We start from the raw sequence: 23,518 nt of genomic DNA on the forward strand, positions 1-23,518 counted from the left end.
GTCAGATAAGTCTGCGGCGCGGGGGCCGTTGGGTGGGCGGGGAGGCGATTTCTGTGTATAAGATTCGCGGATCCGGGGCTGTGGAGAAGAGCGCAGCCGTATCCGTGCGATCTGGTGTGCCTGCAAAAGCCGTAGCTGCGGCATACCTGCGACATAGGAAACCAAAAGCTCCGACTGGCTAACTGTTGTTGAGGCATCCGCCGAGGGCATCTACCAACGGAGGCTCGCAAATGACAACGCCAACGGCACCCGCTGAGGGCACCGTCTGAGGCACCCACCAATGGCAATAGCCGACGACGGCGCCAACGCCAACGGCACCCGCGAACGACAACGCCAATGGCACCCGCCTAAGGCAACAGCTAACGACACTGCCAATGGCCACCGGCCCAGGGCGCACCTGAGCCCCGGCATCCACCGCCCACCACAACGGAGAAACCATGAATCAAGCCATCCTTATCGCCGTCGATCTGCTCGCGATCTGCCTGCTCACCTTTGGGCTGTATTTTCCGCGGCACCGTAGGCGCGACCTCGTCGTGGCCTTTCTTGGGGTGAACGTTGGCGTGCTCGCCGTCGCGATCGTGCTCGGGAGTAGCACGATCGGTGCCGGCCTAGGGCTTGGCCTGTTTGGGGTGCTTTCGATCATCCGTCTGCGCTCAAGCGAAATCGAGCAGCACGAAGTTGCCTACTACTTTGCGGCTCTCGCGCTCGGCCTGATCTCTGGGTTGAGTGGCTCGCTCAGCCCGCTCTCGATCGTGCTTATGGCGCTGATCGTGCTGGTGCTGTACGTTGGCGACCACCCGAGCCTGTTCCGCAGGTACCGGCAGCAGAGCATCCTGCTCGACGCCGCGTTTGCGAGCGAGACCGAGCTGATGGCTCACCTTGGCGGGTTGCTCGGCGCGCGCATCCGCTCGGTGACGGTTCGCGAGCTTAACCTCGTGAACGACACGACGCTTGTTGACGTTCGGTACCAGGTACTGGATGCTCGCGCTGATCGAGCCGACACGCAGCGGCGAGAGATGCCGGAACGACTTGAGTCCGGGGTGGTCTCGTGATGACGAACGGCCTGGAATGTGGGTTTGGCTCTCTTGAGCCAATCTCGCTTGACGAACTGGTGTCAGAGGCGGCGCTGCTCACGAGAATCGACCGTAAATACGTGGTTCCACTGGCAGCGTTGGATTCGCTCGCCGCAGGCCTCAGCGAGAAGGCAAGGGTGCTTGAGATTGCTGGCAGTCGCGGGTTCGGGTACGAGTCCGTGTATTTTGATACGCCGGCCCTTTCGAGCTACTGGTTGGCGGCGCACGGTCGGCGAAGGCGCTTCAAGATTCGCACGCGTGCCTATCTCGAAACCGATTCAGCCTACCTTGAGGTGAAGACGAAAGGTGGCCGAAGCAGCACCGTCAAGGAACGGCTTGAGTATCGCGCCTCGGAGGCGGGGCAGCTCACGCTCGAGGGGCAGTGTTATGTCAGCGAGGTGTTGGCCGACGCTGGTATTCCAGACATCGACCCTGGTGAGCTGCGGCCCATCCTCACGACCCGCTATGACCGAACGACGCTGTTTTTGCCGTCGGGTCAAAGCCGCTCCACAATCGACACCGGCCTGACCTGGCAGCTGAATGACGGCCCCGGCTTCAACCTGCCAGACCTCGCTATCGTGGAAACCAAGTCGGGCTCGCGGCCCTCAGAAGTCGATCGGATGCTGTGGCGGCACGGCCACCGCCCAGCGACCATCTCCAAATACGCGACCGGGCTTGCCGCACTGCGGCCAGAGCTCGCGGCAAACAAGTGGGGCCGGGTGCTGAACAGCAGTTTTGGTAGGCAGGGCCGTCCGGCGCTCGGCGGCACTGTGCCAGGCACCTCAACGCTCGGCAGCGCTGTGCCCAGCGGCTCAGCGCTCGGCCGCCCAGTGCCGGGTCACCGTGTGCCCAGCCGAGGCATCCACCTTTCCCATCCATCTTCCGCTACCCGCTGAACATCGAGGACACCATGCTGAACAAACGAACCCACACGCTCACCTTTGCCCTTGCCGGAACATTCCTTGCTGGCACGCTCGCCCTGACCGGCTGCGCAACGCAGGCGGCTCTCGTAACCACCACGAAGGCGACCTCCGAGCCAACAGAAACGACGGAAACGGTCGCCATCTCCGCGGATGCCGCAGATGCGACTCAGTCTGCCGCGCAGGTGCTGGCTGCGAACCAGAGCATCCACAAGACATCCGACGCCCAAGACTATGACGAGGCTGCCGTGATTGACATCACGTTGAATGGGAGTAGCGCGAAGGCCTCGGCAGAGTCGGTTGCGGTGGATGGCTCAACCATCACGATCTCCGCCGCGGGTACCTACCGCCTGAGCGGAACCCTGACGAATGGCCAGGTTGTGGTCAATTCCACCGGCGAGGGGACGGTTCGTCTTATTCTTGACGGCGCGAAGCTGACAAACGATACGACCTCGCCGCTCGTGATCACCGAGGCGGATAACGCTGTTGTGCTGCTCGCTGACGGTACGACCAACTCGCTGAGTGATACGAGCAGCTACGCTGAGGCGGACGAGGCAAGCGCCCCGCTCTCGAGCAAAGCCGATTTGACCATCGCGGGGACGGGCGCGCTCAGCGTGACTGGCAACGGAAATGACGGCATCGTCAGTAGCGATGGCCTCGTGATTTTGAGTGGAATTATCACGGTAGAAGCCGTCGACGACGGCATTCGCGGTAAGGATTACCTGGTGATCGATGGGGGCGAGATCTCCGTAACGAGCGGCGTTGACGGCCTGAAATCCGATAACGAAGCGGATGCGGATCGAGGATTTATCGCCGTGCGTGGCGGATCGGTGACCGTAACAAGCGGTGGCGACGGTGCGGATGCGCAGACCGACCTCGTGACAACCGGCGGCACACTTGCAATCGTCGCTGGCGGTGGGGCAGGGTCGGCGATCGGAGAGGCATCCGTCAAGGGCATCAAGAGCTCGGTGATAACCGTGCTTGAGGGCGGAACCGTGAGCGTTGATGCAGCGGACGATGCCATGAACAGCAACGGCGGCATCCATCTCGGTGGGGCGTCCGTCACGCTTGCGTCTGGTGATGACGGGGTGCACGCAGACCTTGGGCTCTACGTGAGTGCCGGTCAGGTGACGGTGAGCGAATCCGAAGAAGGGCTTGAATCGGCCCACATCACAATCGATGGCGGCGAAATCACGGTCAACGCGAATGATGACGGCCTCAACGCTGCCGGCGGGTCGACCGAGACATCCGCGACGGCTGGCGGAGGGCCGATGGGTGACGAGGTCGGCGATTACAGCCTCGTGATCAACGGCGGAACGCTTGTGGTGAATGCCGAGGGTGACGGCCTTGATTCAAACGGGACGGCCAGCATTACCGGTGGCACAACGGTTGTGAATGGCCCCACAAATGGCGGAAACGGCGCGCTCGATGTCAACGGCGATTTCACGATTACTGGTGGAGTGCTCCTGGCAGCCGGAAGCGCTGGCATGGTGGTCTCCCCAAGCGAGTCTTCGGGCCAGGGCTGGATCTCGGCGACGCTCTCAACCACCCAGCAGGCCGGGTCGATTGTGCACGTGACGGATGCCTCTGGCGCGCTGATCGCATCGTTTGAGGCATCCAAATCGTTCCAGAACATCGTCTATTCGTCTGGCGCTGTGACCAGCGGGTCCGAGTATTCCGTGTCGGTCGGCGGCTCGGTGAGTGGTGCATCCATTGGCGGCCTTGCTGCCTTAGGCGACGCCGCCGGAGCTGCCGCGGATGTCACGGTGACGGCCAACGTCGCCGCTGCCGGCGGGATGATGGGCGGCGGTCCGCGGGGCTGAGTTGGGTTGGTGGTTTTGGTGGCTGGGCGGATCTGGTGGATTTCGGTCCCGGTCTCGTGGTTCGGCCCAGGTTTCCCGTTTCGGGCCAGCAGGTACGCCCGGCCCAACCGGGGAGCCTGGGCCCAACCGGGAAACCCGGGCCTAACCGGGATATCCGGGCCCAAATGGAACAACGTGCCTCGAAGTCGAGCTCATTCGAACCTATGATTGCTAGGTGATACTCGAATTTGGTGAACGCGTTGTTCCCATCTTTGTGTTTCTCATCGGGATTTCTGTTGTTGTCAACGTGGGCGCGGCTGCCGGGGTGTTCGACAGGCTCGCCCGCGCGTCGCTCCGGCTGAGCCGGGGCCGCAACTGGGTAGTTTGGGTCATTATCGTGCTGCTCAGCGTGCTGAGCACCGCGTTTTTATCGCTCGACACCACGGCGGTGCTGCTTACCCCGATCGCGATGGCCTTCGCTCGGGCGGCCAGGCTTGATCCGCTGCCCTACGCCCTCACGGTCGTGTGGCTCGCAAACACCGCCTCACTGTTTCTTCCCGTCTCAAATCTCACTAACCTGCTTGCCGCAAGTGGGGGAGTCATCGAGGGAACAAGCAGTTTCATCCCGTTGGCGATCGGCCCAGCGCTGGCAAGTGTCGGTGTCACCGTGCTCATCGCCGCGCTGGTGTTTCGGCGACAGCTGAGCGGCACACATTCACCGCCAGAGTTGGAACATCGGGCTGGCCACGGGCATCCAAGCGCCAACCGGGCCGCGTTCGCTCTGTCGTGCGGTGCCCTACTCTTGCTTGTGGTGTTGCTCGTGACGGACATCCCCTATTGGATGTCGTCGACACTCGTCGCGGCCACGCTCCTTCTTGGCCTCCGCGCGACCCGGTCGCCGCTCACGCTCGGCCTCGGACTCGTGCCGTGGCGCATCCTCGGCATCGCGGCCGTCTTGATGGTGCTCACCCTGGTGGTTCAGCTCATTGGAGGGCACCTGCTCGACGGCATCAGGCTCACGGATTCCGCTGGTGACGCCGTTGGCCTCGCCGCGGCTGGCCTTGCCCTGAGTAATGGCGTGAATAACCTGCCTGCGTACCTGCTGCTTGAACCGTTGGCCACGAGCCCGCTGCTGCTCATTGCGCTGCTGATCGGCACAAACGTTGGGCCGCTGATCACCCCGTGGGCATCGCTTGCCAACCTGCTGTGGCACGATCAGCTTCGGCGCGGAGGGGAGCAGCTCAGCTGGATGCGCTTTGCCCTGCTTGGGCTCCTGGTCGCGCCGCTTTCGGTTGCGGCGGCAACGTGGGCGCTCATTGCGCTGAGCCCCAGCTAGCCCTCATTCCTGAGTTTGGGCGTATCTTTGCCGGTTGGGCGTATCTTGCAAGATACGCCCAACCGGGAAACATACGCCGAACGCGTGTTGCGATGGCCCTGGGGTGCGGCGCGAGGAGGTTAGGCTTCTGGATGCTGTTTGGCAGCAGCATCCACTGACTCGTCATCGATCGCGGATGCGCTGATCTCTGCGGTCACGGTGTAGCTGGTGATGCCGGTGCTGCTTGGCGCAGGCGTGGCGGTGGTTTCGGCGGGGGAATAACCGCTCGTGAGCATGGCCGCAAGAAGACCGGCCGACCCGGCTGCCGCCAGGTACAGTGCAAACGAGTTGCGGCTTCGTGAATTGTCCATGTCTTCAACCATAGGGATGCGCGGATGCCCAAACCCTGTTTCCGACTGCTCTCTGAGCGAACACACATGAGGTTGCTAGGAACCGTTCGCGACGAGCCTAATCTTCGTCGTCGACCGGCCGTGGTCCGCGCGAATCGCGGATTGAAAAGACGAGGGCGAAGATAGCCATGGCGACAGTGATGACGCCGAGGGGGTTGGAGAAGCCGATGCCGATCTCAAGCGCGACGGGGCCGCCAAAGGTTGAGAAGGCAGATTCGAGCCCGTCGGCTGTGGTGTCGGGAACGGTGAGGCCAAAGAGCAGCCCAACCGCCCACGTGATGCTGAGGCACACAACGGTCGAGCGTCGCAGGTGGAAGCCGAGGCGGGCAGTGCGGATGATCGCGATGCCCGTCATGATCTGGATGGCCGCGACAACCGGCCCCAGCGTGAACGCGAACCAGGTGACCATGTCGCCGCTGACGCCAAAGAGCGCGCGGCCGGCGGTCATCCACCAGGCGAGGAGAATCCCGATGACCATCACGACAACGCCAAACGCGATTGGACGTGCGGGGCGGGTGAGTTCACTGACGGGCTGGCCGGATGACGTGCTCGTCACGGTGATCGCGCTCCTGAATGCATAAGGGGTTGGACCCCTCCATTATGCCCGGTAGTCCGCGGATGCCGGGACTACTACTGTGGGAGGAAGCCATTCGACAGAAAGACACACGCATGCCCTTCTTCATTGAGACCACCGACAAGCCAGGCATTGCCGCCCAGCGTGCTGACCTCCGCCCTGAACACCTGACGTACCTTGAATCGCAGAAGTCGCTGCTGCTGACGGTTGGCGCAAAACTTGACGACGAAGGCAAGCCGGTTGGAAGCGTCTATGTTGTTGACCTTGATACCCGCGAGGAAGCCGAATCCTTCATCGCAGCTGACCCGTTCTCGAAGGCTGACCTGTTCAGCGAGACCCGCATCATCCCGTTCCGCAAAGCGTTTGTTGGCGGCGTCAGCTTCGTCTAGCCGATATATGGCTAGCTAGATTTCGGGCGGGCGGCTATTCTCGGGATACCGAGATGCAATGGAGCCCCCCGATGATTTTTCCAAGCACTGAGCCTGCTGATACGCAGGCGTTGCAGCGATTGCCGCAACACATCCGACGCGCGATTCTTGTTGGCGCGGTTGTGGCCGCGATATTGCTCGTGCCAATCCCGCTGACGGTCACTGTGGCGAGCAGTGTGGCGAGCAGTGCGCTGTGCACGGCGCTGCTGACGCCGGATTCCGAGTATGACTCGCTTGCGGCGGTCGCGGACCGCGCAGACGGTGACGGCTGCCTGCGGGGCGAATCCCGACGTACCGAATGGCTTTCGCTCGTCCAGATGATTACCAGGTGAAGGTCCCAGCCGTATGACGAAGGGTCTGGATTCGACGCTTGGGTCTGCATTAGAGTCGTCACACTATGAGCGAAACGGCCGAGCACACGATTCCCCAGCTGTCTGAGTTTCATCCGGAAGCAGCCGAGGTCGTTCGGGTGCTTCGCGAAGCGAATGCTCCCGCAACGCGAACGGTGCCCATCGCCGAGCTGCGAGCGAATTATCGCCTGTCGACGGCGGCCAACGGCATCCCGCGTCGAGAGCTTGTCTCGGTTCGGGATGTTGCGCTCCCGACGCCGGGTCACGATCTGCCCGCTGTTCCCGTTCGGGTGTATCGGGGCTCGGCGCAGGGGCAGCAGCCGGCGCCAAGCATCGTCTTTCTCCATGGTGGGGGCTGGATTATGGGCGATCGCGAGACGCATGACGGCATCTGCCGGTACCTTGCGGACGCGTCGGGAGGCACGGTTGTTGCGGTGGAGTATCGGCTGGCACCCGAGCATCCGTATCCAGCTCCCCTGCAGGATTGCGTTCACGCAGTGCGGGCGATTGTGCGGGAGGCCGAGGCGCTTGGCGTCGACACGTCACGGCTTGTTGTTGCCGGTGATAGCGCCGGCGGGAACCTTGCCGCCGTGCTTGCGCTGCTCTCTGCGGCTGGCGACCTCCCACAAGTGAGGGCGCAGGTGCTGCTCTACCCGGTAACCGACCTGCACGGAGAGGCCGAGGGATATCGGAGGGTTACCTCGGGCGTTCCCCTCGTTGCTGATTCGATGCGGTGGTTTCGGGAGCTGTACGTGCCGGAGGGCGTCTCTCGCGAAGACGAATGGCTCGTGTCGCCGCTGCGGGCTCCAACGGTTGCGGATGCCGCGCCAGCTTTTGTGCTCACGGTCGCCCACGACCCGCTCGCTGAGGAGGGTATTGCGTACGCGCAGAAGCTTAAGGATGCCGGAGTTCCGGTCGAGCACGTGCACTTGCCTGGCCACGCCCACGGCTTGTTTACCTCTGGGCGTCTCATGTCAGCTGCCGAGGAACAACTCGACGCGGCGCTCGCCTTTGTGCGGCAGCACACGAGCTAAGTGTTATTAGCGTTGGGCCATAGTTACAGATAAGTCGCTAAGTGTTACTAAGGAGCACGTTCTGAGCGGAAGCGCGAGGCAAACGTACCCCTACCCAATTCCCCGGATCGAGCCGGCGACCGAGATCGCCTGGGCATCTGTGAGCGTTGCCACGTAGTCGATCACGGCTCGTCCGCGACCGCGGCGGCGCATGCTCGCGTCATCCGTTGGCCCGCTCAGCACCTCGGGGTTGTCTGCCCGCAGCTGCAGGTAGCTTTCGGTGGCAGCCTCGGCCGATTCGATGAGGCGGCGAGGGGCGCGGGCGGCGTCGTCGCGGTCGGTGAGCCATTCATCCAGCCCAACAACAAGCGATTCGACGATGCGGGCCTGGCCGCGCTGCGCGGTTGCGAGGTCGGGGTTGTCGAGCACAAACCGGGCGTGTACAAACTTGAGCACGATCACGTCGTGCCAGGCCTGCCGTTCGAGTTGCACGTGGCCGCTGCGCACGTTGGGTGCAGGGTCAACCACGATGGCGCGCTGGAAACGGTCGAGCCAGCTGCGAATGAAGGCCGAAAGGGCGCGTTCGGTGGCGATGCCGCCGTCGAAGGGCACCGAGAGGAGATCATCGACAAGTTCTTCGTTGACGCGCTCAACCGCCGCGCGGAAGGCGTCGTCGTCGGCGATCCAGGCGTCGCGGGATGCCGTGCGGCGGCGCAGCAGCTCAAGTGAGTTGCCCGGATCGCGGGGCCTGGCGGCGAGGTCGGCGAGCGGCATCCGTGCAAAGAGTGATTGCTCGCGCAACCACGTACGAAGCTCGGCCGAAACCGATGCTTGCTGGAGCACGCCTGCGCGGTAGAAATCGTCGAGGTCGTGAATGGAGTACGCGATGTCGTCGGCGATATCCATGACCTGGCACTCGACGGTTTGCTGCCACGCGCCGATGGCGGGGTAGGCAGCGCGCACGGTGGCAACCTCGTTGGCGTGCAGGCTGTAGGTCGAGAACTTATGTGCGCCGGTTGGCGAGACATCACCAACGCCCCTCGGCCGTTCGCTGGGCGGGAGATCGGTAAAGTTGTCGCGCCATTCGAGGCGGGTCCACGGATACTTGAGCACCGCAGCCCGCACCGCCGAGGTGAGGTTGAGGCCGGGCTGGGCCGCCCCGTGGGTGTCGAGCTCGGTGAGGATGCGGAAGGTCTGCGCGTTGCCCTCAAATCCTTCCGGAAGCCCAAGTCGTTCGCGCGCGACGCGGTCGAGCACGCGCTCGCCGAGGTGCCCAAACGGCGGGTGTCCAAGGTCGTGGGCGCTCGCGGCGGCCTGCACAACGATGGGGTCGCATCCGCCAAGTGACCTGAGGATATTTCCGGCCGGCCCGGTGTCTGCCTGCAGCCCAACGGCGATCGCGCGGGCAACCGACGTGACCTTGATCGAGTGGGTGAGGCGGTTGTGGATGACCGGCCCAACGCTCGCCTGCGGCACCACCTGGGTGACGGCCGACAGCCGCGAGAAATACGGGGAGAACCGCAGCCGCTCGAGGTCGGTACGGAAATCGGTTGTTGGATGCGCGTGCGGGTCGACGGCCTCTGGAACCGCCCGCGCGTGGCGGGGGTCGAGCCCAGACGGCGCCTTGGCAACCGGCTGGCTGCCGGGATCAAGATCAATTGCGCTCGTGCGGGTGTCGTCGTACTTGGCCTGGCCGCGTTCCGTCATTGGTGTCTCCTCGTTGCGTGCCTTAAGCCTAGGCCCCGAGCCACCCACCATCCACGTTGAGGAGCTGGCCGGACACGTAGGCAGAGGCATCCGACAGCAGGAACACGGCCATTCCGCCGATGTCTGACGGGTTTCCGAGCTTGCCCATTGGGATGCGCCCGAGGATGCGGTCGAGCTGATCTTGCTGGCCGAGCAGCCCCTCGGTGAGCTTGGTGTGGAAGTAGCCAGGCCCGATGACGTTCGAGCGGATGCCTGCCGGCGCCCATTCGGTTGAGAAGGAGCGCGCGACGCCGACAATGGCCGTCTTTGAGGCAACGTAGGGCGCGATTCTGGGGAGCGCGATTGAGCTGTTGAGCGATCCGATGAAGACGTGCGAGCCGCCGGCCTCCGCCTCGATCTGGCGGCGCGCGATGGCCGTGCTGAGGAACACGGGTGCCTCAACGTTCATCCGTTGCACAAAGCGCCAGTCGTCTGGCGTGAGGTCAACGGCTTCTTTGCGCAGCTGGACCCCGGCGGAGTGCACGATGCCGTGTACGGGCTGGCGTGCCCACAGGCCGTCGACGAGGCCTTCGAGCGCGTCGGTGTCCGAGAGGTCGGCTGGGATGACGTGGCAGTCGCCCCCTCGGCCCCTGATGATCTCTGCGGTTTCATTGAGCTGGTCTTCCGAGCGGGCAACAAGCGAAACGGTTGCGCCTGCCGCAGCGGCTGAAAGCGCCGCGCCCTGGCCGAGCCCGCGTCCGGCGCCGGTCACGATGACGTGTTTGCCGGTGAGGGCGAAGTGCTCTGGGAAGCAGGTTGCTGCATCTACATCGTTGGAAATGGGCATGCGAAAGGAACTCCTTCAAATCGGTGAGAGAAACGCGTTGAGGGGGGAGTTAGTCTGGATGTTTGGTTAGTCTTGCGGCTGGCGGCGGGCGAGGGTTCCGCTGTCGTCGCGCACGCGGGTGAGGTGGTTTCGTGTGGCCTTTGCCGCCAGTTCAGTGTCGCGGGCGAAGATTGCGTTGGCAATTTCGTGGTGTTCGCGGTTGGTTGCTTCCTGAGCGGCGGCGTATCCCATGCTGTGCTCGTAGGTTTTGCGCAGGTAATCGTTGATGGGATCAACGCTGTGCACAAAGAATGGGTTCTGCGAGGCAGCGGCGATGGCGCGGTGGAATGCGAGGTCCCATTCGAGCACCTCCCTGCTGTCGTCTGACGTGCTGTTGTATCCGTCGAGGGCTGCCTGGATGAGCACCGCATCTTCTTCGGTGTGGTTGATCGCGGCAAGCTCGCTGATGCCAACCTCAAGCACAAGGCGCATCTCCATGAGCTGCTCGAACGAGCCCTTGTTGAGTTCGAGCATGAGCTCGTACTGCTTGGCGATTCCCGAACCGTCAAATGCGGCAACCGTCATGCCCCGACCTGGGCGGATGTCAACAAGGCCGCGTTCGTCGAGGATGCGCCCTGCCTCGCGGATGACCGAGCGGCTGACGTCGTAGCGTTCGACAAGCGCAGGCTCGGTTTCGAGCTGGTCTCCTGGCTGCAGGCCGCGCGCAATGACGTCGCTCATGATGCGGTCGGCAACCTGTGATGACAGTCGGTTTCGGTTGGTTTTGCCGAGGGGGCTGCCGGTTGGAAGCTTATGGGTTTCGTTCTGAGAGGTGTTCGAAGTATTCATAGTCCGTCTTCTGGTTCGAGTAATGAATGCCAGGGCTGCTGCTAATTCACCTTGCAGCGGAGCTCTTCCCCCAAGAGTGCTCTGGCGGCTTCTTCGCTTGCCAGCCGCTGAAGATTCTGCAAAGAATCGTCGTCGTAAAACGCGGCGTGTGGGGTTAAGACTACCTGTGTCATCCCTCGAAGCGGGGAGTCGAGTGGGAGCGGCTCTGGGTCGGTCACGTCGAGGGCCGCTCCTGCGATGCGCCCGTCCGTGACCGCGGCGGCGAGGGCATCGAGGTCAACGAGCGAGCCCCTCGCGGTGTTGACGAGCACGGTTCCCTGCTGCACCTTGCTGAGGAAATCGGCTCCGATGAGGTGGATGTTGTCGGCCGTGCTTGGCGCGTGGAGCGAGATGGCGTGTGCCCGTTTGGCGAGTTCGTCGAGGGTGACGCGCTCAACGCCGAGGCTGTCGAACACCGTCTGATCGCAGTAGGGGTCTGTTGCGATGAAGCTGAACCCAAACGGACGGAGTCGCTCGACAACGGCCCGTGCGATTCTGCCCATCCCAACGAGCCCGATGACGGTAGAGCGGAAGCCGCGGATGTCGCCAACGTCTCCAGGGCGAACCTTGTCCGACTGTGCGAAGAGCGCGTTGTAGGCGGGGATGCGGCGGAGCAGCGGGAGCAGGCTTGCGGTTGCATGGTCGGCAACGGTTGCTACGCCGTAGTCTGGCACGTTGGCGACGCTGATGCCGAGTTCGGTTGCTGCCTTGATATCAACGTTGTCGTAGCCGATGCCGTAGCGGATGACGGTGGCGCCCGGCTTGAGGACGGAGAGAACGTTTTTTGTGACGGGAGCGAAATTCACAAACACAACGTCGGCGTCGGCGATGGCGGCGCGAGTGTCGTCTTCTGTCTCGCAGCTGTGGCATTCAAAAACTGCATCAAAATCGTTGGCCATTTGTTGCTCGTAGGCCACATTTTTGAATGCGTGGTCGGTTACGATGATTTTTTTCTTCATTGAATTCTCTCTCGTATTGCTGCGCAATCAGTGGGTTTTTGAAGGGCTCGCTCTCGAAACTTCAAAAAACTTGCTTGTTGCGATCATAAGATGATTATATGTTAAACACGAGCGGCGTTGCTCAAACCGTCAGGCCAGGATCATCGCTCACAAGGTTCGACCTCATCTGGAGGATGTCCACGCGTTACCCCCGAACGCATTCGTAATTCGGTTCATAAAGGCGGTAGACCAATGGCTTCACACGCAACACAGTCCACGTTAACAACACTCGGCGCGCTCGCGGCCACCGGCATCCTCGGGCTCACGCTCACCGGATGCGGAGGGCAGGCACCCAGCTCGGCAGGCGCCGACAGCGAAAGCCTCCACGTCGGCATCTTCGTTGACAACGCGTTTGGCGACGGAGACTTCTTCGACCAAGCAGCGGTCGCAATCGACCCGCTCACCGACGAGCAGGGCGCGGTTGTGAAGACCTACGAGGGGCAGCTCCAGGCACAGAACTTTGCCCCGCTGCTGCAGGACGCGGCCGACACCAACGACATCGTCTTTGTGCTCGGGTTCGAAGCAATTGACGCCCTCGTCTCGGTTGCAGAGCGAAACGAAGACACCACGTTTGTTTTTGTCGACGGCATCGTAGATAGCCCAAACGTCATCTCGGCTGAGTTCCGCACGGCAGAAGGATGCTTCATGGCAGGTGCCCTCGCTGCCGTCGTCAACCAGGCCAACGCCAGCACAACCGCCGGATTTATTGGAGGGGTGAACGCCCCCGTTGTGGAAAACTGCGAGACCGGCTTCACCTCGGGCGTGAGCAACGTTGACCCAGCCATGCAGGTACAGGGTCAGTACGTTGGTTCATTCACCGACCCAAGCAAGGGCCGCGAGGTGGCAATCGGCCTGATGAATAAGGGCGCGTTCAGCATGTTTGCCTACGCTGGCCTGTCAGGGGCCGGCGCGTTTGATGCCGCAAAGTCTGGCGAAAATATCGCGCCAATCGGCATCGTTGCCGACAAGAGCAGCCTGGCCCCCGGACTTGTTCCCGGAAGCCTCACGATGCGCGTTGACACCGTCATCGAATCCCTCACCGAGAAGATCGTCGACAAGAGCACCAAAAAAGGCGACCAGCTCAGCTACGGCTTCAAAGAGGGCGGCTGGGAAATGATCTACAGCGACGAGCTCGTCACCGCCGACCAGATCACGCAGCTCGACGGGCTGCAGGAGAAGCTCATCGCCGGCGAGGTGAAGGCAGATGGCAAGTAGCGGGAGCCCAACCGTGCGGGAGGCATCCGCCGTCAGTACGGCGACGCCGCAGGCAGCAGACGACTTCGTCCTGCAGCTTGCCGGCATCACCAAAACCTTTGGCCCCGTCGTTGCCAACCACGACGTCGACTTCACGCTACGTCGTGGGGAGATTCACGCCCTTGTTGGCGAGAACGGCGCGGGCAAGACCACGCTCATGCGCATCCTCTACGGGATGTACCAGCCGGATGCCGGTTCGATCAGGCTCGGCGGGCGCGAGGTGACGCTCAAGCGGCCAACGGACTCCATCGAACACGGCATCGGTATGGTGCACCAGCACTTCATGCTCGTGCCTGGTTTTACCATTGCCGAGAACGTGACGCTCGGCAGCGAACCGCGCAAGCACGGGCTCTTTGACAACGCGGCGGCCAAAGCCGCGCTCGAAGAGCCAATGCGAAAGCTCGGCCTGTCGATTGACCCTGACACCATTACCGGCACCCTCAACGTGGCAACGCAGCAAAAGCTCGAAATTATCAAGGTGCTGTACCGCGGAGCCAACCTCATCATCCTCGACGAACCAACCGCCGTATTGACCCCGCAGGAGACCGAAGAGCTGTTCGAACTGCTGAAACGGCTCGCCGCCGAGGGCTCGTCCGTGATCTTTATCTCGCATAAGCTTCGCGAGGTCTTTGCGCTCGCTGACCGCATCACGGTGCTGCGCAACGGGGAAACCGTTGAGACCTTCGAGGCTGCGGATGCCGACCCAGCGATGGTGGTTGCCGCTATGACTGGCCGCAGCGACGTCAACCTCGGCCGCGTTGAACGCGACCGCCCGAGCGACATTTCGGCGTTCACCGTTGAACACCTCAGCACGATCAAACAGGGCAGCGACGCGGCACTCAACGCTGTCTCGTTTCAGCTGCGGGCCGGTGAAGTTCTCGGGATTGCGGGCGTCGAGGGCAACGGCCAGGCATCCCTCGCCGAAGCGCTTATTGGTACTCGGCCCCTCACCGCCGGACAAATCCGACTCGGGGAAACCCAGCTCGAGTCGCTTTCGGTCAACGACCGGCGCGCGGCTGGGCTCTCGTACGTGCCGGAGGACCGCCACCTCGAAGGGCTCCCGCTCAACGGAACGGTCGCGGAAGGCCTCGCCGCCGGCGTGCTGCGCCGCGACACGAGCCCGCTCGGACTCGGCGCGGCCTTCACCTCGAAGGTGCGCGCGTGGGGAACCGAGATGATCCGTAAATACGCGATCAAGACCTCTGGGCTCGACGCCAGAAACAGCACGCTCTCGGGTGGAAATCAGCAGAAAATCGTCATGGCGCGTGAGCTTGAGGACGAGCCGGAGTGCATCATCCTTGCCCAACCGACACGGGGCGTCGATCTTGGCGCCATCGAGTTTCTGTATAACCAGGTGGCTGAGGCCACCCACCGAGGATGCGCCGTACTGCTCATCTCGGCCGACCTCGACGAGATCCTTCGGCTCTCTGACCGGGTGCTCGTCATGTTTGGCGGCAGCATCGTGGCCGAACGCTCGGCAACCGCAACCTCTCGAGAGGAACTTGGCATGTACATGATGGGCATTCAGCAGACGGAGGTGTCGGCGTGACCATAGAAAAGACCCTGTCTGGCCAGCACTCGCTCGGCCCGACCGCCAAACCGCGAAAGTCGTCGAACCGCTCCGCGCTCGCCAAGCAGCTTGGGCGCGTTGCGTTTATCCTCGGCGCAGGCCTGCTGATGGCGGTTGTGCTCATCCAGGCGCAGGGCTACCAGGCGATCCCCACCATCCTGTCAGGACTCGAATACGCCGTTGGCAGCCCGCAGAGCATCGCGCGCACGCTTGCCTGGGGCCTCCCACTCTTTGTGGCGACCATGGGTGTTGCCATCGCGTACCGATCTGGAATGTTCAATATTGGTGCGGAGGGCCAGATCTACGCTGGGGCCATGGCCGCCGCGCTGGTTGGCGCCTACATCGGGCCGATGTTTACCGGGCTGCACCTGCTGCTGTGCATCGCGGCCTCTGCGGCGATCGGGGCGCTTGTCGCGGCCGGTCTCGGCTGGCTCCGCGCCGCCTGGAACGTGGATGAGGTGCTCTCGACGCTGCTTTCGAATTACATCATCATCCTGTTCTGCGCCTACCTCGTGACGGCCCCGCTGCGCGACCCGAGCCGCCAGAGCGGCAGCACCGTTCCAGTGCACGACACCGCGATGTTCTCGGAGATCCTGCCAAAGACCCAGCTCACCACTGCCGTATTCCTCGTTGTGGTGCTGTGCGCCGTCACCTGGTGGATCAGCGAAAAATCGGTCATCGGATACAAGTGGCGGATGACGGGCGAAAGCCCCGACTTCGCGGCGGCGGTTGGCATCAACGTGCGCCGCGCCCGCATCGGATCGATGGCCCTCAGCGGAGCCCTCTGCGGCATCGCCGGCGCCCTGCTCGTGACCACCTCGCAGGGGCGGTTTTGGACCGAAATTGGCACGAGCATCGGCTGGGATGCCGTGCTGCTCGCCATGATTGCCCGCGCCCGCCCCGTCTCGGCGATGATCTGGGTTGCCGTCTACTGCGTCATGCGGTCGGCAGCGCGCGGCATCGAGCAGGTGTCAACCGTGCCATCCGAAATCTCGCTCATCCTGATTGCCGGAATTATCATCGCGGCCTCGGCACGAGCAGGCATTTTTGCCCAGCTCGCCAAGGCACGCAACGCCTACACGCGCTCGCGGGGGAAGAACTAATGGACTTATTTGACGCGTTTCTCAGCTCTGGGGTTCGACTGACGACCCCCATCCTGCTCGCGGCCCTCGCCTGCCTGCCAACGCAGTGGACCAAAGACCTCAACATCGGGCTCGAAGGTGCCATGCTCTTTGGCGCGTTTGGCGGCGTGGTCTTTGGGCTCATGTTCCAGTCGGTTGCCCTCGGCATCGCCGCGACCGTCATCGCCGGCATCATCAGCGGCCTGATCTTTGGCTACGTCATCACCAGGCTCAACGTCAACGTGTTTGTCGCCGGAATCGCGCTGAACATCTTTGCGGCCGCGGCAACCGTGTACCTGCTTCGTTCCTTCTTCGGAGTGAAAGGGACGCTCAGTGACCCGGGTATTCCCTCGCTGCCGGTCTACAACATCCCGTTCATCAAAGACATCCCCGTGATTGGCGCGATCGTGTCTGGCCACACGATCCTCACCTACCTCAGCTGGGTGCTCGTCGCGGTGATGGTGTTCGCGGTTCGGCGCACGGTGCTGGTTCGCCGGCTTAAAGCGGCAGGCGAGCATCCGGCCGCTCTCGCGGCGGCGGGAGGCAACGTCAACCGGATGCGGGTGTGGGCACAGGTCTGGTGCTTCGCGCTCTGCGCCCTCGCCGGCGCGCAGCTCAGCGTCGGCCAGCTCACGCTGTTCACCGAGGGGATGACCAACGGCCTCGGCTTTGTGGCCCTCGCCGCGGTGATCTTCTGCCGCGGCAAGGTCAAGTGGCTGGCCGTCATGAGCGTGATCTTTGGGCTCGCCTCGGCTGTCGCCGTGCAGGTGAACGACGCCGTCGTCGCGCCACAGTTCGCTCAGATGCTGCCCTACGTCATCGCGTTTATTGGCCTCATCGTGCTGGCCAAAACGTCAAAGGATGGCGGCATCCGCATCGCGACCCCAACAATGGAGGCATAAACCGTGCAGTTTGAAACACTCACCGACGACGATGTTGAGCTGTACGACCGCGTCAAAACCCTGCTGTTGGCCAGGCACGACAGCGTCAAGCACGTGGTCGCTGCCGGCGTACGGACCGAGTCAGGCGAGATCTACCTCGGGCTGCACCTCGGCTCGCGGCGCATCAACGTGTGTGCAGAGTCATCCGCCATTGCCAACGCCGAAATGGCTGGCGACCACAGCATCCGCTCGATTGTGGCCCTGTGCCTTGATGACGACGGCCGCGCCATCGTCACAAACCCCTGCGGGGTCTGCCGCGAGCTGATGGGCACCTACTGCCTCAACGCCGACGTTGTCATCGATTACGAGGGCACCGTCCGCAAAACACACTCCTCAAACCTCCTTCCGCAGCGCTGGCTGTTCCCGCACGAAAACGCGTGGACAGTTTCCGACCCACAACCAGAAAGTGGCCAATAAATGCGTAAACCGACCATCACCGATGTGTGCCTCATCACGAGGGACCTCGAAGCCTCGATCGCCTTCTACACCGAAAAGCTCGGCTACACGCTCAAGAGCCGGATGCCCAACTTTGCGGACTTTGAGGGACCGGGCCTGATCCTTGCGCTGTGGGAGGCCGAGCACATCCACGAGACGACCGGCGTGCGCTCGCAGCGCGACGAGCCGGGCGGGCATAACGTGATGCTCGCCGTGTGCCTCGACTCGCTAGACGAGATTGACGAGATGTACACGCGGCTGAGCGAGGCTGGCGTTGAGCTCTACTCGCAGCCGAAGGACTACCCGTGGAACGCCCGCTGCATCTACTTTGCTGGCCCGTGCGGCGAGCTGTGGGAATTCTTTGCGTGGCACGAGGGCGGCGAGCCGGGGCTCGTGAGCCAGGGCGCGGAGCAGTACGAGGAGGTCGCGTCGTGAACTTCGAACTGAACGAGCTTCTCCCCGTGGATGCCGAGCGTGCGCTGCTCATCGGTCGCATCTTCGACCCTGCCGTTGGCGGGCCAACCGTTGTGCTGGTTGTCGGCGACGAGCTCGTCGACATCACGTCGATCGAGGCAACCGTTTCGCGCCTGCTTGAGCGGGACGACATCGCTTCGGTGCTGCGCGCGACGCAGTCAGGGCAGCGCTGGGCGCTTGGAGACGTACTCGCCGCAACGGTTGCCGGCGACGCCGATGCTCCCCGGCTGCTCTCACCGATTGACCTCCAGGTTGTGAAGGCCGCAGGCGTGACGTTTGTGGAGAGCATGCTCGAACGCGTCATCGAGGAACGCGCGCAGGGCGACTCGGCGCGGGCCGAGGCCATCCGCGACCAGCTTATTGAGGTGGTTGGCGGTGCCATCTCAAGCGTGAAGCCGGGATCGGCAGAGGCGGAGAAGGTGAAAGAACTGCTCCAGCGCGAAGGGCTCTGGTCGCAGTACCTTGAGGTTGGCATTGGCCCCGACCCCGAGATTTTCACAAAGGCGCCAGTGCTTTCAAGCGTTGGCTCCGGCTCGACCATTGGTGTGCTGTCCCGGTCATCCTGGAACAACCCCGAGCCTGAGGTTGTGCTTGCCGTGACCTCAACCGGCGAGGTTCGTGGTGCCGCGCTTGGAAACGACGTGAACCTCAGAGACTTTGAGGGCCGCAGCGCGCTGCTGCTCACCGAGGCGAAGGATAACAACGGGTCCTGCGCGATTGGGCCGTTCATCCGTCTCTTTGACGAGCACTTCACGATGGATTCCGTGCGCGAGCTGCTCGTGAACCTCTCGGTCCGCGGCACCGACGGCTTTGTGATGGAGGGTACAAGCTCCATGGAAAAAATCAGCAGGGACCCAGAAGAACTTGTTGAGCACGCCTACGGGCCGCACCACCAGTATCCCGACGGCTTTGTGCTGTTCACCGGCACCCTCTTCTCGCCGGTGCAGGATCGCTACGCGGCTGGCGCCGGGTTTACCCACGCGCTCGGGGATGTTGTGAGTATCTCGACCCCGCAACTCGGCACCCTGCGCAACACCGTCGAAGATTCAGAAACCGCTCCTCGCTGGGAACACGGCATCTGGTCGCTCGCCAGCAACCTCAACGCCCGAAACCTCATCTAACCCGAGGCGCTCACGCGCCTTTCTTCACACTTGTCCCGAAAGGACTCACCTATGTATACCGTCACCAACCCGGCCACCGGCGAAGTGGTTACCCAGATTCCCAACGCCACCGACGCAGAGGTGCGCGACGCGATTGACCGTTCGCACGCCGGCTACCTGCTGTGGAAAGAAACCCCGCTCGCTGAGCGCGCCGCGAAGGTAAAGCGCGCCGCCGAGATCTTCACTGAGCGCCGCGACGAGCTGGCCGCCATCATCACGCAAGAGATGGGAAAACGCATCGACGAGAGCAAGGGTGAGCTGCAGACCGTCTTTGAGATCTTCTCGTACTACGCCGACAACGCGAACGAGTTGCTTGCCGACGAGCCGCTCGACATCGTTGGTGGCAAAGCCATCATCCAGAAGCGGGCCGTTGGGTCCATTCTTGGCATCATGCCGTGGAACTACCCGTACTACCAGGTCGCCAGGTTCGCCGCGCCAAACCTGGTGCTTGGCAACACGATCATCCTCAAGCACGCGCGCAACTGCCCCCTCTCTGCTGCCGCCATTGAATCGGTGCTGCACGACGCCGGCATTCCCGCCGATGCCTACATCAACCTGTACGCGACGAGCGAGCAGATTGCGTGGATGCTTGCCGACGACCGCATCCAGGGCGTCTCGCTCACCGGAAGCGAGCGCGCAGGCGTTGCGGTTGCCGCCGAGGCGGGCAAGAACCTGAAGAAGTTTGTGCTTGAGCTTGGCGGCTCCGACCCCATGATCGTGCTCGACTCGGCCGACCTGGATGCCACGGTACAGACCGCGGTTGAGTCGCGCATGGGCAACACCGGCCAAGCCTGCAACGCGCCAAAGCGAATGATTGTTATGGCTGACATCTACGACGACTTTGTTGAGAAGTTTGTCGCTCAGCTCGATGAGTTTGTTCCTGGCGACCCCGCCGACCCCGCAACCACCCTCGGGCCGTTGTCGTCGCAGGCCGCGGCCGACGAACTTGTTTCGCAGATCGAGGCAGCGGTTGCGTCGGGTGCAACGCTGCGCGCTGGTGGAACGCACATTGACGGAACCGGCGCCTACGTCGCGCCAGCCGTCATCACGGATGTCACGCCAGACATGGCCGTGCACTACGAAGAGCTGTTTGGTCCTGCGGCCATTATTTATAAGGTCAGCAGCGAAGAAGAAGCCGTCGCCCTTGCCAACGATTCGCTCTTTGGCCTCGGCTCAAGCGTGTTCAGCGCCGATCCAGAGCGCGCGCGCCGAGTCGGAAACGGCATTGACGCTGGGATGGTCTACATCAATGCTGCTGGCGGTTCGCAGGCCGACCTTCCGTTTGGCGGGGTCAAGCGTTCCGGCGTTGGCCGCGAGCTGGGCCCGCTTGGCGTTGACGAGTTCATGAATAAGCGCATCATGCGCCTCGACGTCTAAGTTTCACAACAACGGTGGCCTTGCGTTCAGCGAACGCAAGGCCACCGCTGTGTGTTGGAGCTACTCGCCCGTGTAAGCGATGGCCTCGATCTCGACGGTGAAGCCGCCGGCAAGCTGAATGCCAAACGTGCTTCTGGCGGGCACGTGCTCGCCAAAGACCGCCGCATATTCTTCGTTGAACACCGCAAAATTACTGATGTCGGTGAGCAGGCACATGGTGCGAACGACGTCGGTCATCTTCGCGCCAGAGGCGGCCAGCACGGCCTCAAGGTTCGTGAGCGACTGGCGTACCTCTTCGCGGAAATCGGTTGGCGTTGTGCCCGTCTCCCGGTTGAGGCCAACCTGGCCTGCGGTGAAGACGTAGTCGCCGGCCCGAACGGCCTGCGAGTAGGCCCCACCCGGCGCAGGGGCTGTTGGGGTGCTCGTGAATGAAAGTGTCATGATGGGTTCCTTCTGGGTTGGCTGCTCGTTGGAATGATGACGCGGTGGAATGACTAGGCGCAGAAATCCGCGGCAATGCGGGCATACATTTTCGCTGCCTGTCGCACGCTCTCTTGGCTCACAAACTCGTTCGGTCCGTGAGCGCAGGTGAGCACGCCAGGCCCAAACGAGGGCAGGGTTGGGATGCCGACCTGCGAGTACCAGGGAGCATCCGTTCCCCCAGGGAACACCTGCAGCGCCGGTGCCTCGCCGAGTACATCTGCCGCGGCGCGCTGTGTCGCGGCAACGAGTGGATGCGTGGCATCAAGTTCGCTCCACGGAATCCAGTCGAGCGACGGCTCGAAGGCATACGTCACCTCGAGGTCAGGGTCAGCCGCGCGGCAGGCCGCGAGCCAGGATTCGATGCCTTCAGCAACCTCTTCCTTGGTCATGCCCGGAACCGTGCGCAGGTCGCACGAGAACTCCGCGCGCCCAGGAACCACTCCAAAAAACGTGCCGCCCTCGATCATCACGCCAACGTTGAGGGTCGGGCCAACATCCCCGAGTGGATGGGGCACAAACGGGAGCGAGAGGTCGTCGCTGATACCCACCATGAGATTCGCGAGCTTGACCGAGGCGTTGACCGATGGCATCCGATCGGAAAGGCTTGAGTGCATTTGCGTGCCAGTGACCGTGATGCGGAAGCAGCACACGCCGCGCGAGACCAGGTGGATTCCTTGCCAATCGTGTTCCCATCCGCTCGGCTCGCCGATGAGAATGGCGTCAACATCCGTCACGTGGGGAGCCACGAATTTTGCGCCAAGCTGCGCGCCAGCTTCTTCGTCGGCGATCATGCCGATGACGAGGTCGCCGCGCAGCTCGGTCTTGGTCTCCTTGAGGGCGACCGCGGCGTAGATCATGGCGGCGATGGCGGCCTTCATATCGGTTGCACCGAGCCCGTAGATGATGCCGTCTTTGACGGTTGCCTCTAGCGGGGGCGTGTTCCACTCGTCGCGTGCCTCGCCAACGGGTTTGGTGTCGGTGTGGCCGTTCAGCATGAGGTTCTTGCCCCCGCCGGTTCCGTGCATGCGAAGGATGAGGCTCGGGCGCTCTGGGCTCGGCCCAAGAATCGTGACCGTTCCAAGCCCGAGCCGCTCGACTTCCTCGATGAGGAATGCCACGATAGCGCGCTCATCCGCGTAGGGCGGGATCTGGCTGTCGATGCTGATGAGGCGGTGGACCAGCGCCATGAGGTCGTCGTCGTGTGTGTCAAGGTACGCGTCGATGGTGGTTGCGTCAAACATGTGAAACCTCTTCTCTGGGGAGTTCGGTGAGCACGTCACTGACAGCTTCGAGCAGGCGAGTGACATCGGCGTCACTGTTCATCACGTGGAAAGACGCCCGGATTCGCCCGTCTCCGCCCCAGACGAGCACGTCGCGCTCGCCAAGTTTTCTTGCGAACACCTCGCCAGCGGGGTGCAAAAAGGCGACGCTCCCTGCATGTCGTGCCGGATCAGCAGGGGTGATGACGTCGAGGCCAAGATCGCGGAGGCCAGCGTGCGCCCGCTCAACGAGGCGAAGCGCGTGCCGCTCGACGTTGCCAATTCCGAGGCGGAGGATGGTGTCAACGCCGGCCCCGAGCCCCGCGATTTCGGCGAAGGCGGGGGCACCCATCTGGAAGCGCGTTCCGTCCAGGTTCCAGTTGAGTTCGTCAAAACGGTCCTCGGTAAAGATGTTGCTGAGCGAGCGCCAGCCAACGGCTCCCGGCCGGAAATCGGGGAGCCGGTCGCGGTTCCACAGCACAACGCCAACGCCGTAGGGCCCAAGCATCCACTTATAGGATGCCGAAACCGTGAGGGCAGCGTATTCAAGGTCAACGTCGACAACGCCAAGCGAATGTGACACATCAACGAGCATGGGGATGCCGGCTGCCTTGGCAGCCTTGCCGATCTCGCCGAGGTCGTGCCGAAGCCCCGTCACGTAGCCAACGTGGCTGATCGGGAGGGCAACCGTGCGCTCGTCGCAGGCGGCAAGAATGCTTGCCGATGTCATCTCCCAGTCGTCGCGCTTTGGCACGACGCGCACCTCAAGCCCGTATTGGCGCAGTCGCAACCACGGGGCAAACACCGCAGGGTGCTCGTACTCGTTGATGACGATGTTGTCGCCCGGCTTCCACTCCCAGCCGTTTGCGATGGCGCTCCACGCCGTTGAGGCATCGCCGAGTAGGCCAACCTCGTCAACTGATCGCCCGGCCAGCTCGGCGATGCTTGTGCGCGTGGCAAGCTCGGTTGCCGCGAGGATGTCGCGGCCAAACTCCCCCTTATTCTTTGCGCGGTAGGCGGCGTCGAGCGCACTCCCAACCACTCTGAGCGCGGGCGAGTGCGCCCCCGTATAGAGGTAGGTTGTGGCGACGCCCTCGTAGAGTTCATCGGGGTCGAGCAACGGAGCGTCGCTAGGGTTCTGCATAGAGTTCCGCCTTCACT

General features: G+C 62.9%; 24 protein-coding genes. 15 read left to right on the forward strand and 9 right to left on the reverse strand.

Going from position 1 to position 23,518, the window contains the following annotated elements; all coding sequences use genetic code 11:
• Positions 1 to 437 precede the first annotated feature (437 nt).
• From FHX76_RS13085 to FHX76_RS13100, 4 genes are all read left to right on the forward strand, one after another.
• On the forward strand, positions 438 to 1,052 hold the full coding sequence (locus FHX76_RS13085) for a DUF4956 domain-containing protein (protein ID WP_167151285.1): 615 nt from the start codon (positions 438 to 440) through the stop codon (positions 1,050 to 1,052).
• Positions 1,052 to 1,969, forward strand: a complete 918-nt coding sequence (locus FHX76_RS13090; RefSeq protein ID WP_167151287.1) for a polyphosphate polymerase domain-containing protein — start codon at positions 1,052 to 1,054, stop codon at positions 1,967 to 1,969. Before FHX76_RS13085 ends, FHX76_RS13090 begins: the two co-directional genes overlap by 1 nt.
• 14 nt (positions 1,970 to 1,983) lie before the next feature.
• The gene (locus tag FHX76_RS13095) at positions 1,984 to 3,816 is read left to right on the forward strand and encodes a carbohydrate-binding domain-containing protein (protein WP_208402674.1); all 1,833 of its coding nucleotides are present in this window, start codon (positions 1,984 to 1,986) and stop codon (positions 3,814 to 3,816) included.
• Between the two features lie 214 nt (positions 3,817 to 4,030).
• The gene (locus FHX76_RS13100) at positions 4,031 to 5,131 is read left to right on the forward strand and encodes an SLC13 family permease (protein WP_167151289.1); all 1,101 of its coding nucleotides are present in this window, start codon (positions 4,031 to 4,033) and stop codon (positions 5,129 to 5,131) included.
• Positions 5,132 to 5,250: 119 nt separating this feature from the next.
• Here the strand turns inward: FHX76_RS13100 and FHX76_RS13105 are convergent, their stop codons facing one another.
• Both FHX76_RS13105 and FHX76_RS13110 read right to left on the reverse strand, forming a co-directional pair.
• Positions 5,251 to 5,481 (reverse strand): hypothetical protein, encoded by a 231-nt coding sequence (locus FHX76_RS13105; RefSeq protein WP_167151290.1) that lies wholly within the window; start codon positions 5,479 to 5,481, stop codon positions 5,251 to 5,253.
• Between the two features lie 97 nt (positions 5,482 to 5,578).
• Complete coding sequence (locus tag FHX76_RS13110) at positions 5,579 to 6,076, reverse strand: hypothetical protein (protein ID WP_167151292.1); 498 nt, start codon at positions 6,074 to 6,076, stop codon at positions 5,579 to 5,581.
• 113 nt (positions 6,077 to 6,189) lie between these two features.
• Here FHX76_RS13110 and FHX76_RS13115 point away from each other — a divergent pair, with 113 nt between their 5' ends.
• The 3 genes from FHX76_RS13115 to FHX76_RS13125 all read left to right on the forward strand — a co-directional run bounded on the left by FHX76_RS13115 (position 6,190) and on the right by FHX76_RS13125 (position 7,906).
• Entirely contained in the window at positions 6,190 to 6,483 is a 294-nt protein-coding gene (locus FHX76_RS13115) for a YciI family protein (RefSeq protein WP_167151294.1), read from the forward strand.
• 71 nt (positions 6,484 to 6,554) lie between these two features.
• A complete protein-coding gene (locus FHX76_RS13120) occupies positions 6,555 to 6,854 on the forward strand; it encodes a hypothetical protein (protein WP_167151296.1) in 300 nt (99 codons plus the stop codon).
• A 65-nt stretch (positions 6,855 to 6,919) separates the two neighbouring features.
• Positions 6,920 to 7,906: an alpha/beta hydrolase gene (locus tag FHX76_RS13125; protein WP_167151298.1), complete on the forward strand. Its 987-nt coding sequence runs from the start codon at positions 6,920 to 6,922 to the stop codon at positions 7,904 to 7,906.
• A 90-nt stretch (positions 7,907 to 7,996) separates the two neighbouring features.
• On the opposite strand, the gene FHX76_RS13130 is transcribed toward FHX76_RS13125, so the two are convergent.
• From FHX76_RS13130 to FHX76_RS13145, 4 genes are all read right to left on the reverse strand, one after another.
• Positions 7,997 to 9,592, reverse strand: a complete 1,596-nt coding sequence (locus FHX76_RS13130) for a deoxyguanosinetriphosphate triphosphohydrolase family protein (protein ID WP_167151300.1) — start codon at positions 9,590 to 9,592, stop codon at positions 7,997 to 7,999.
• 28 nt (positions 9,593 to 9,620) lie between these two features.
• Complete coding sequence (locus FHX76_RS13135) at positions 9,621 to 10,418, reverse strand: SDR family NAD(P)-dependent oxidoreductase (RefSeq protein WP_208402675.1); 798 nt, start codon at positions 10,416 to 10,418, stop codon at positions 9,621 to 9,623.
• Between the two features lie 66 nt (positions 10,419 to 10,484).
• On the reverse strand, positions 10,485 to 11,246 hold the full coding sequence (locus FHX76_RS13140; protein WP_167151302.1) for a FadR/GntR family transcriptional regulator: 762 nt from the start codon (positions 11,244 to 11,246) through the stop codon (positions 10,485 to 10,487).
• Positions 11,247 to 11,287: 41 nt separating this feature from the next.
• A complete protein-coding gene (locus FHX76_RS13145; RefSeq protein WP_167151304.1) occupies positions 11,288 to 12,244 on the reverse strand; it encodes a C-terminal binding protein in 957 nt (318 codons plus the stop codon).
• Between the two features lie 231 nt (positions 12,245 to 12,475).
• Between FHX76_RS13145 and FHX76_RS13150 the strand changes: the two genes are divergently transcribed.
• Genes FHX76_RS13150 through FHX76_RS13185 form a run of 8 tightly spaced genes read left to right on the forward strand, consistent with a single transcriptional unit; the run spans position 12,476 to position 20,615 of the window.
• Positions 12,476 to 13,498: a BMP family lipoprotein gene (locus FHX76_RS13150; protein ID WP_167151306.1), complete on the forward strand. Its 1,023-nt coding sequence runs from the start codon at positions 12,476 to 12,478 to the stop codon at positions 13,496 to 13,498.
• Positions 13,488 to 15,086 (forward strand): ABC transporter ATP-binding protein, encoded by a 1,599-nt coding sequence (locus FHX76_RS13155; protein ID WP_167151308.1) that lies wholly within the window; start codon positions 13,488 to 13,490, stop codon positions 15,084 to 15,086. Before FHX76_RS13150 ends, FHX76_RS13155 begins: the two co-directional genes overlap by 11 nt.
• Positions 15,083 to 16,210 (forward strand): ABC transporter permease subunit, encoded by a 1,128-nt coding sequence (locus FHX76_RS13160; RefSeq protein ID WP_167151309.1) that lies wholly within the window; start codon positions 15,083 to 15,085, stop codon positions 16,208 to 16,210. Before FHX76_RS13155 ends, FHX76_RS13160 begins: the two co-directional genes overlap by 4 nt.
• Positions 16,210 to 17,130: an ABC transporter permease gene (locus FHX76_RS13165; RefSeq protein ID WP_167151311.1), complete on the forward strand. Its 921-nt coding sequence runs from the start codon at positions 16,210 to 16,212 to the stop codon at positions 17,128 to 17,130. Before FHX76_RS13160 ends, FHX76_RS13165 begins: the two co-directional genes overlap by 1 nt.
• A gap of 3 nt (positions 17,131 to 17,133) precedes the next feature.
• Positions 17,134 to 17,586, forward strand: coding sequence for a cytidine/deoxycytidylate deaminase family protein (locus FHX76_RS13170; protein ID WP_167151312.1), 453 nt, complete (start codon positions 17,134 to 17,136; stop codon positions 17,584 to 17,586).
• Complete coding sequence (locus tag FHX76_RS13175; RefSeq protein ID WP_167151314.1) at positions 17,587 to 18,039, forward strand: VOC family protein; 453 nt, start codon at positions 17,587 to 17,589, stop codon at positions 18,037 to 18,039.
• A complete protein-coding gene (locus FHX76_RS13180) occupies positions 18,036 to 19,199 on the forward strand; it encodes a fumarylacetoacetate hydrolase family protein (RefSeq protein WP_167151316.1) in 1,164 nt (387 codons plus the stop codon). The genes FHX76_RS13175 and FHX76_RS13180 overlap by 4 nt, the downstream gene beginning before the upstream one ends.
• 51 nt (positions 19,200 to 19,250) lie before the next feature.
• Positions 19,251 to 20,615 carry an NAD-dependent succinate-semialdehyde dehydrogenase gene (locus FHX76_RS13185; protein WP_167151318.1) on the forward strand — a complete coding sequence of 455 codons (1,365 nt, stop codon included), beginning with the start codon at positions 19,251 to 19,253 and terminating at the stop codon, positions 20,613 to 20,615.
• Positions 20,616 to 20,675: 60 nt separating this feature from the next.
• On the opposite strand, the gene FHX76_RS13190 is transcribed toward FHX76_RS13185, so the two are convergent.
• From FHX76_RS13190 to FHX76_RS13200, 3 genes are read right to left on the reverse strand one after another with little or no spacing between them, the layout of a single operon-like run.
• A complete protein-coding gene (locus FHX76_RS13190) occupies positions 20,676 to 21,056 on the reverse strand; it encodes a RidA family protein (RefSeq protein ID WP_167151320.1) in 381 nt (126 codons plus the stop codon).
• A 53-nt stretch (positions 21,057 to 21,109) separates the two neighbouring features.
• Entirely contained in the window at positions 21,110 to 22,339 is a 1,230-nt protein-coding gene (locus FHX76_RS13195; RefSeq protein WP_167151321.1) for a M20 family metallopeptidase, read from the reverse strand.
• A complete protein-coding gene (locus tag FHX76_RS13200; RefSeq protein ID WP_167151323.1) occupies positions 22,332 to 23,501 on the reverse strand; it encodes an aminotransferase class V-fold PLP-dependent enzyme in 1,170 nt (389 codons plus the stop codon). The genes FHX76_RS13195 and FHX76_RS13200 overlap by 8 nt, the downstream gene beginning before the upstream one ends.
• Between the last annotated feature and the right edge of the window lie 17 nt (positions 23,502 to 23,518).

Source organism: Lysinibacter cavernae (assembly GCF_011758565.1).
Lineage (GTDB): Bacteria > Actinomycetota > Actinomycetes > Actinomycetales > Microbacteriaceae > Lysinibacter > Lysinibacter cavernae.

Bases quoted from the DNA above. Each gene is read 5' to 3' on its own strand.
- FHX76_RS13085 (WP_167151285.1), top strand. From the start codon at position 438: ATGAATCAAGCCATCCTTATCGCCGTCGATCTGCTCGCGATCTGCCTG.
- FHX76_RS13090 (WP_167151287.1), top strand. From the start codon at position 1,052: ATGACGAACGGCCTGGAATGTGGGTTTGGCTCTCTTGAGCCAATCTCG.
- FHX76_RS13095 (WP_208402674.1), top strand. From the start codon at position 1,984: ATGCTGAACAAACGAACCCACACGCTCACCTTTGCCCTTGCCGGAACA.
- FHX76_RS13105 (WP_167151290.1), bottom strand. From the start codon at position 5,481: ATGGACAATTCACGAAGCCGCAACTCGTTTGCACTGTACCTGGCGGCA.
- FHX76_RS13115 (WP_167151294.1), top strand. From the start codon at position 6,190: ATGCCCTTCTTCATTGAGACCACCGACAAGCCAGGCATTGCCGCCCAG.
- FHX76_RS13120 (WP_167151296.1), top strand. From the start codon at position 6,555: ATGATTTTTCCAAGCACTGAGCCTGCTGATACGCAGGCGTTGCAGCGA.
- FHX76_RS13125 (WP_167151298.1), top strand. From the start codon at position 6,920: ATGAGCGAAACGGCCGAGCACACGATTCCCCAGCTGTCTGAGTTTCAT.
- FHX76_RS13130 (WP_167151300.1), bottom strand. From the start codon at position 9,592: ATGACGGAACGCGGCCAGGCCAAGTACGACGACACCCGCACGAGCGCA.
- FHX76_RS13135 (WP_208402675.1), bottom strand. From the start codon at position 10,418: ATGCCCATTTCCAACGATGTAGATGCAGCAACCTGCTTCCCAGAGCAC.
- FHX76_RS13140 (WP_167151302.1), bottom strand. From the start codon at position 11,246: ATGAATACTTCGAACACCTCTCAGAACGAAACCCATAAGCTTCCAACC.
- FHX76_RS13145 (WP_167151304.1), bottom strand. From the start codon at position 12,244: ATGAAGAAAAAAATCATCGTAACCGACCACGCATTCAAAAATGTGGCC.
- FHX76_RS13150 (WP_167151306.1), top strand. From the start codon at position 12,476: ATGGCTTCACACGCAACACAGTCCACGTTAACAACACTCGGCGCGCTC.
- FHX76_RS13155 (WP_167151308.1), top strand. From the start codon at position 13,488: ATGGCAAGTAGCGGGAGCCCAACCGTGCGGGAGGCATCCGCCGTCAGT.
- FHX76_RS13165 (WP_167151311.1), top strand. From the start codon at position 16,210: ATGGACTTATTTGACGCGTTTCTCAGCTCTGGGGTTCGACTGACGACC.
- FHX76_RS13175 (WP_167151314.1), top strand. From the start codon at position 17,587: ATGCGTAAACCGACCATCACCGATGTGTGCCTCATCACGAGGGACCTC.
- FHX76_RS13185 (WP_167151318.1), top strand. From the start codon at position 19,251: ATGTATACCGTCACCAACCCGGCCACCGGCGAAGTGGTTACCCAGATT.
- FHX76_RS13190 (WP_167151320.1), bottom strand. From the start codon at position 21,056: ATGACACTTTCATTCACGAGCACCCCAACAGCCCCTGCGCCGGGTGGG.
- FHX76_RS13195 (WP_167151321.1), bottom strand. From the start codon at position 22,339: ATGTTTGACGCAACCACCATCGACGCGTACCTTGACACACACGACGAC.
- FHX76_RS13200 (WP_167151323.1), bottom strand. From the start codon at position 23,501: ATGCAGAACCCTAGCGACGCTCCGTTGCTCGACCCCGATGAACTCTAC.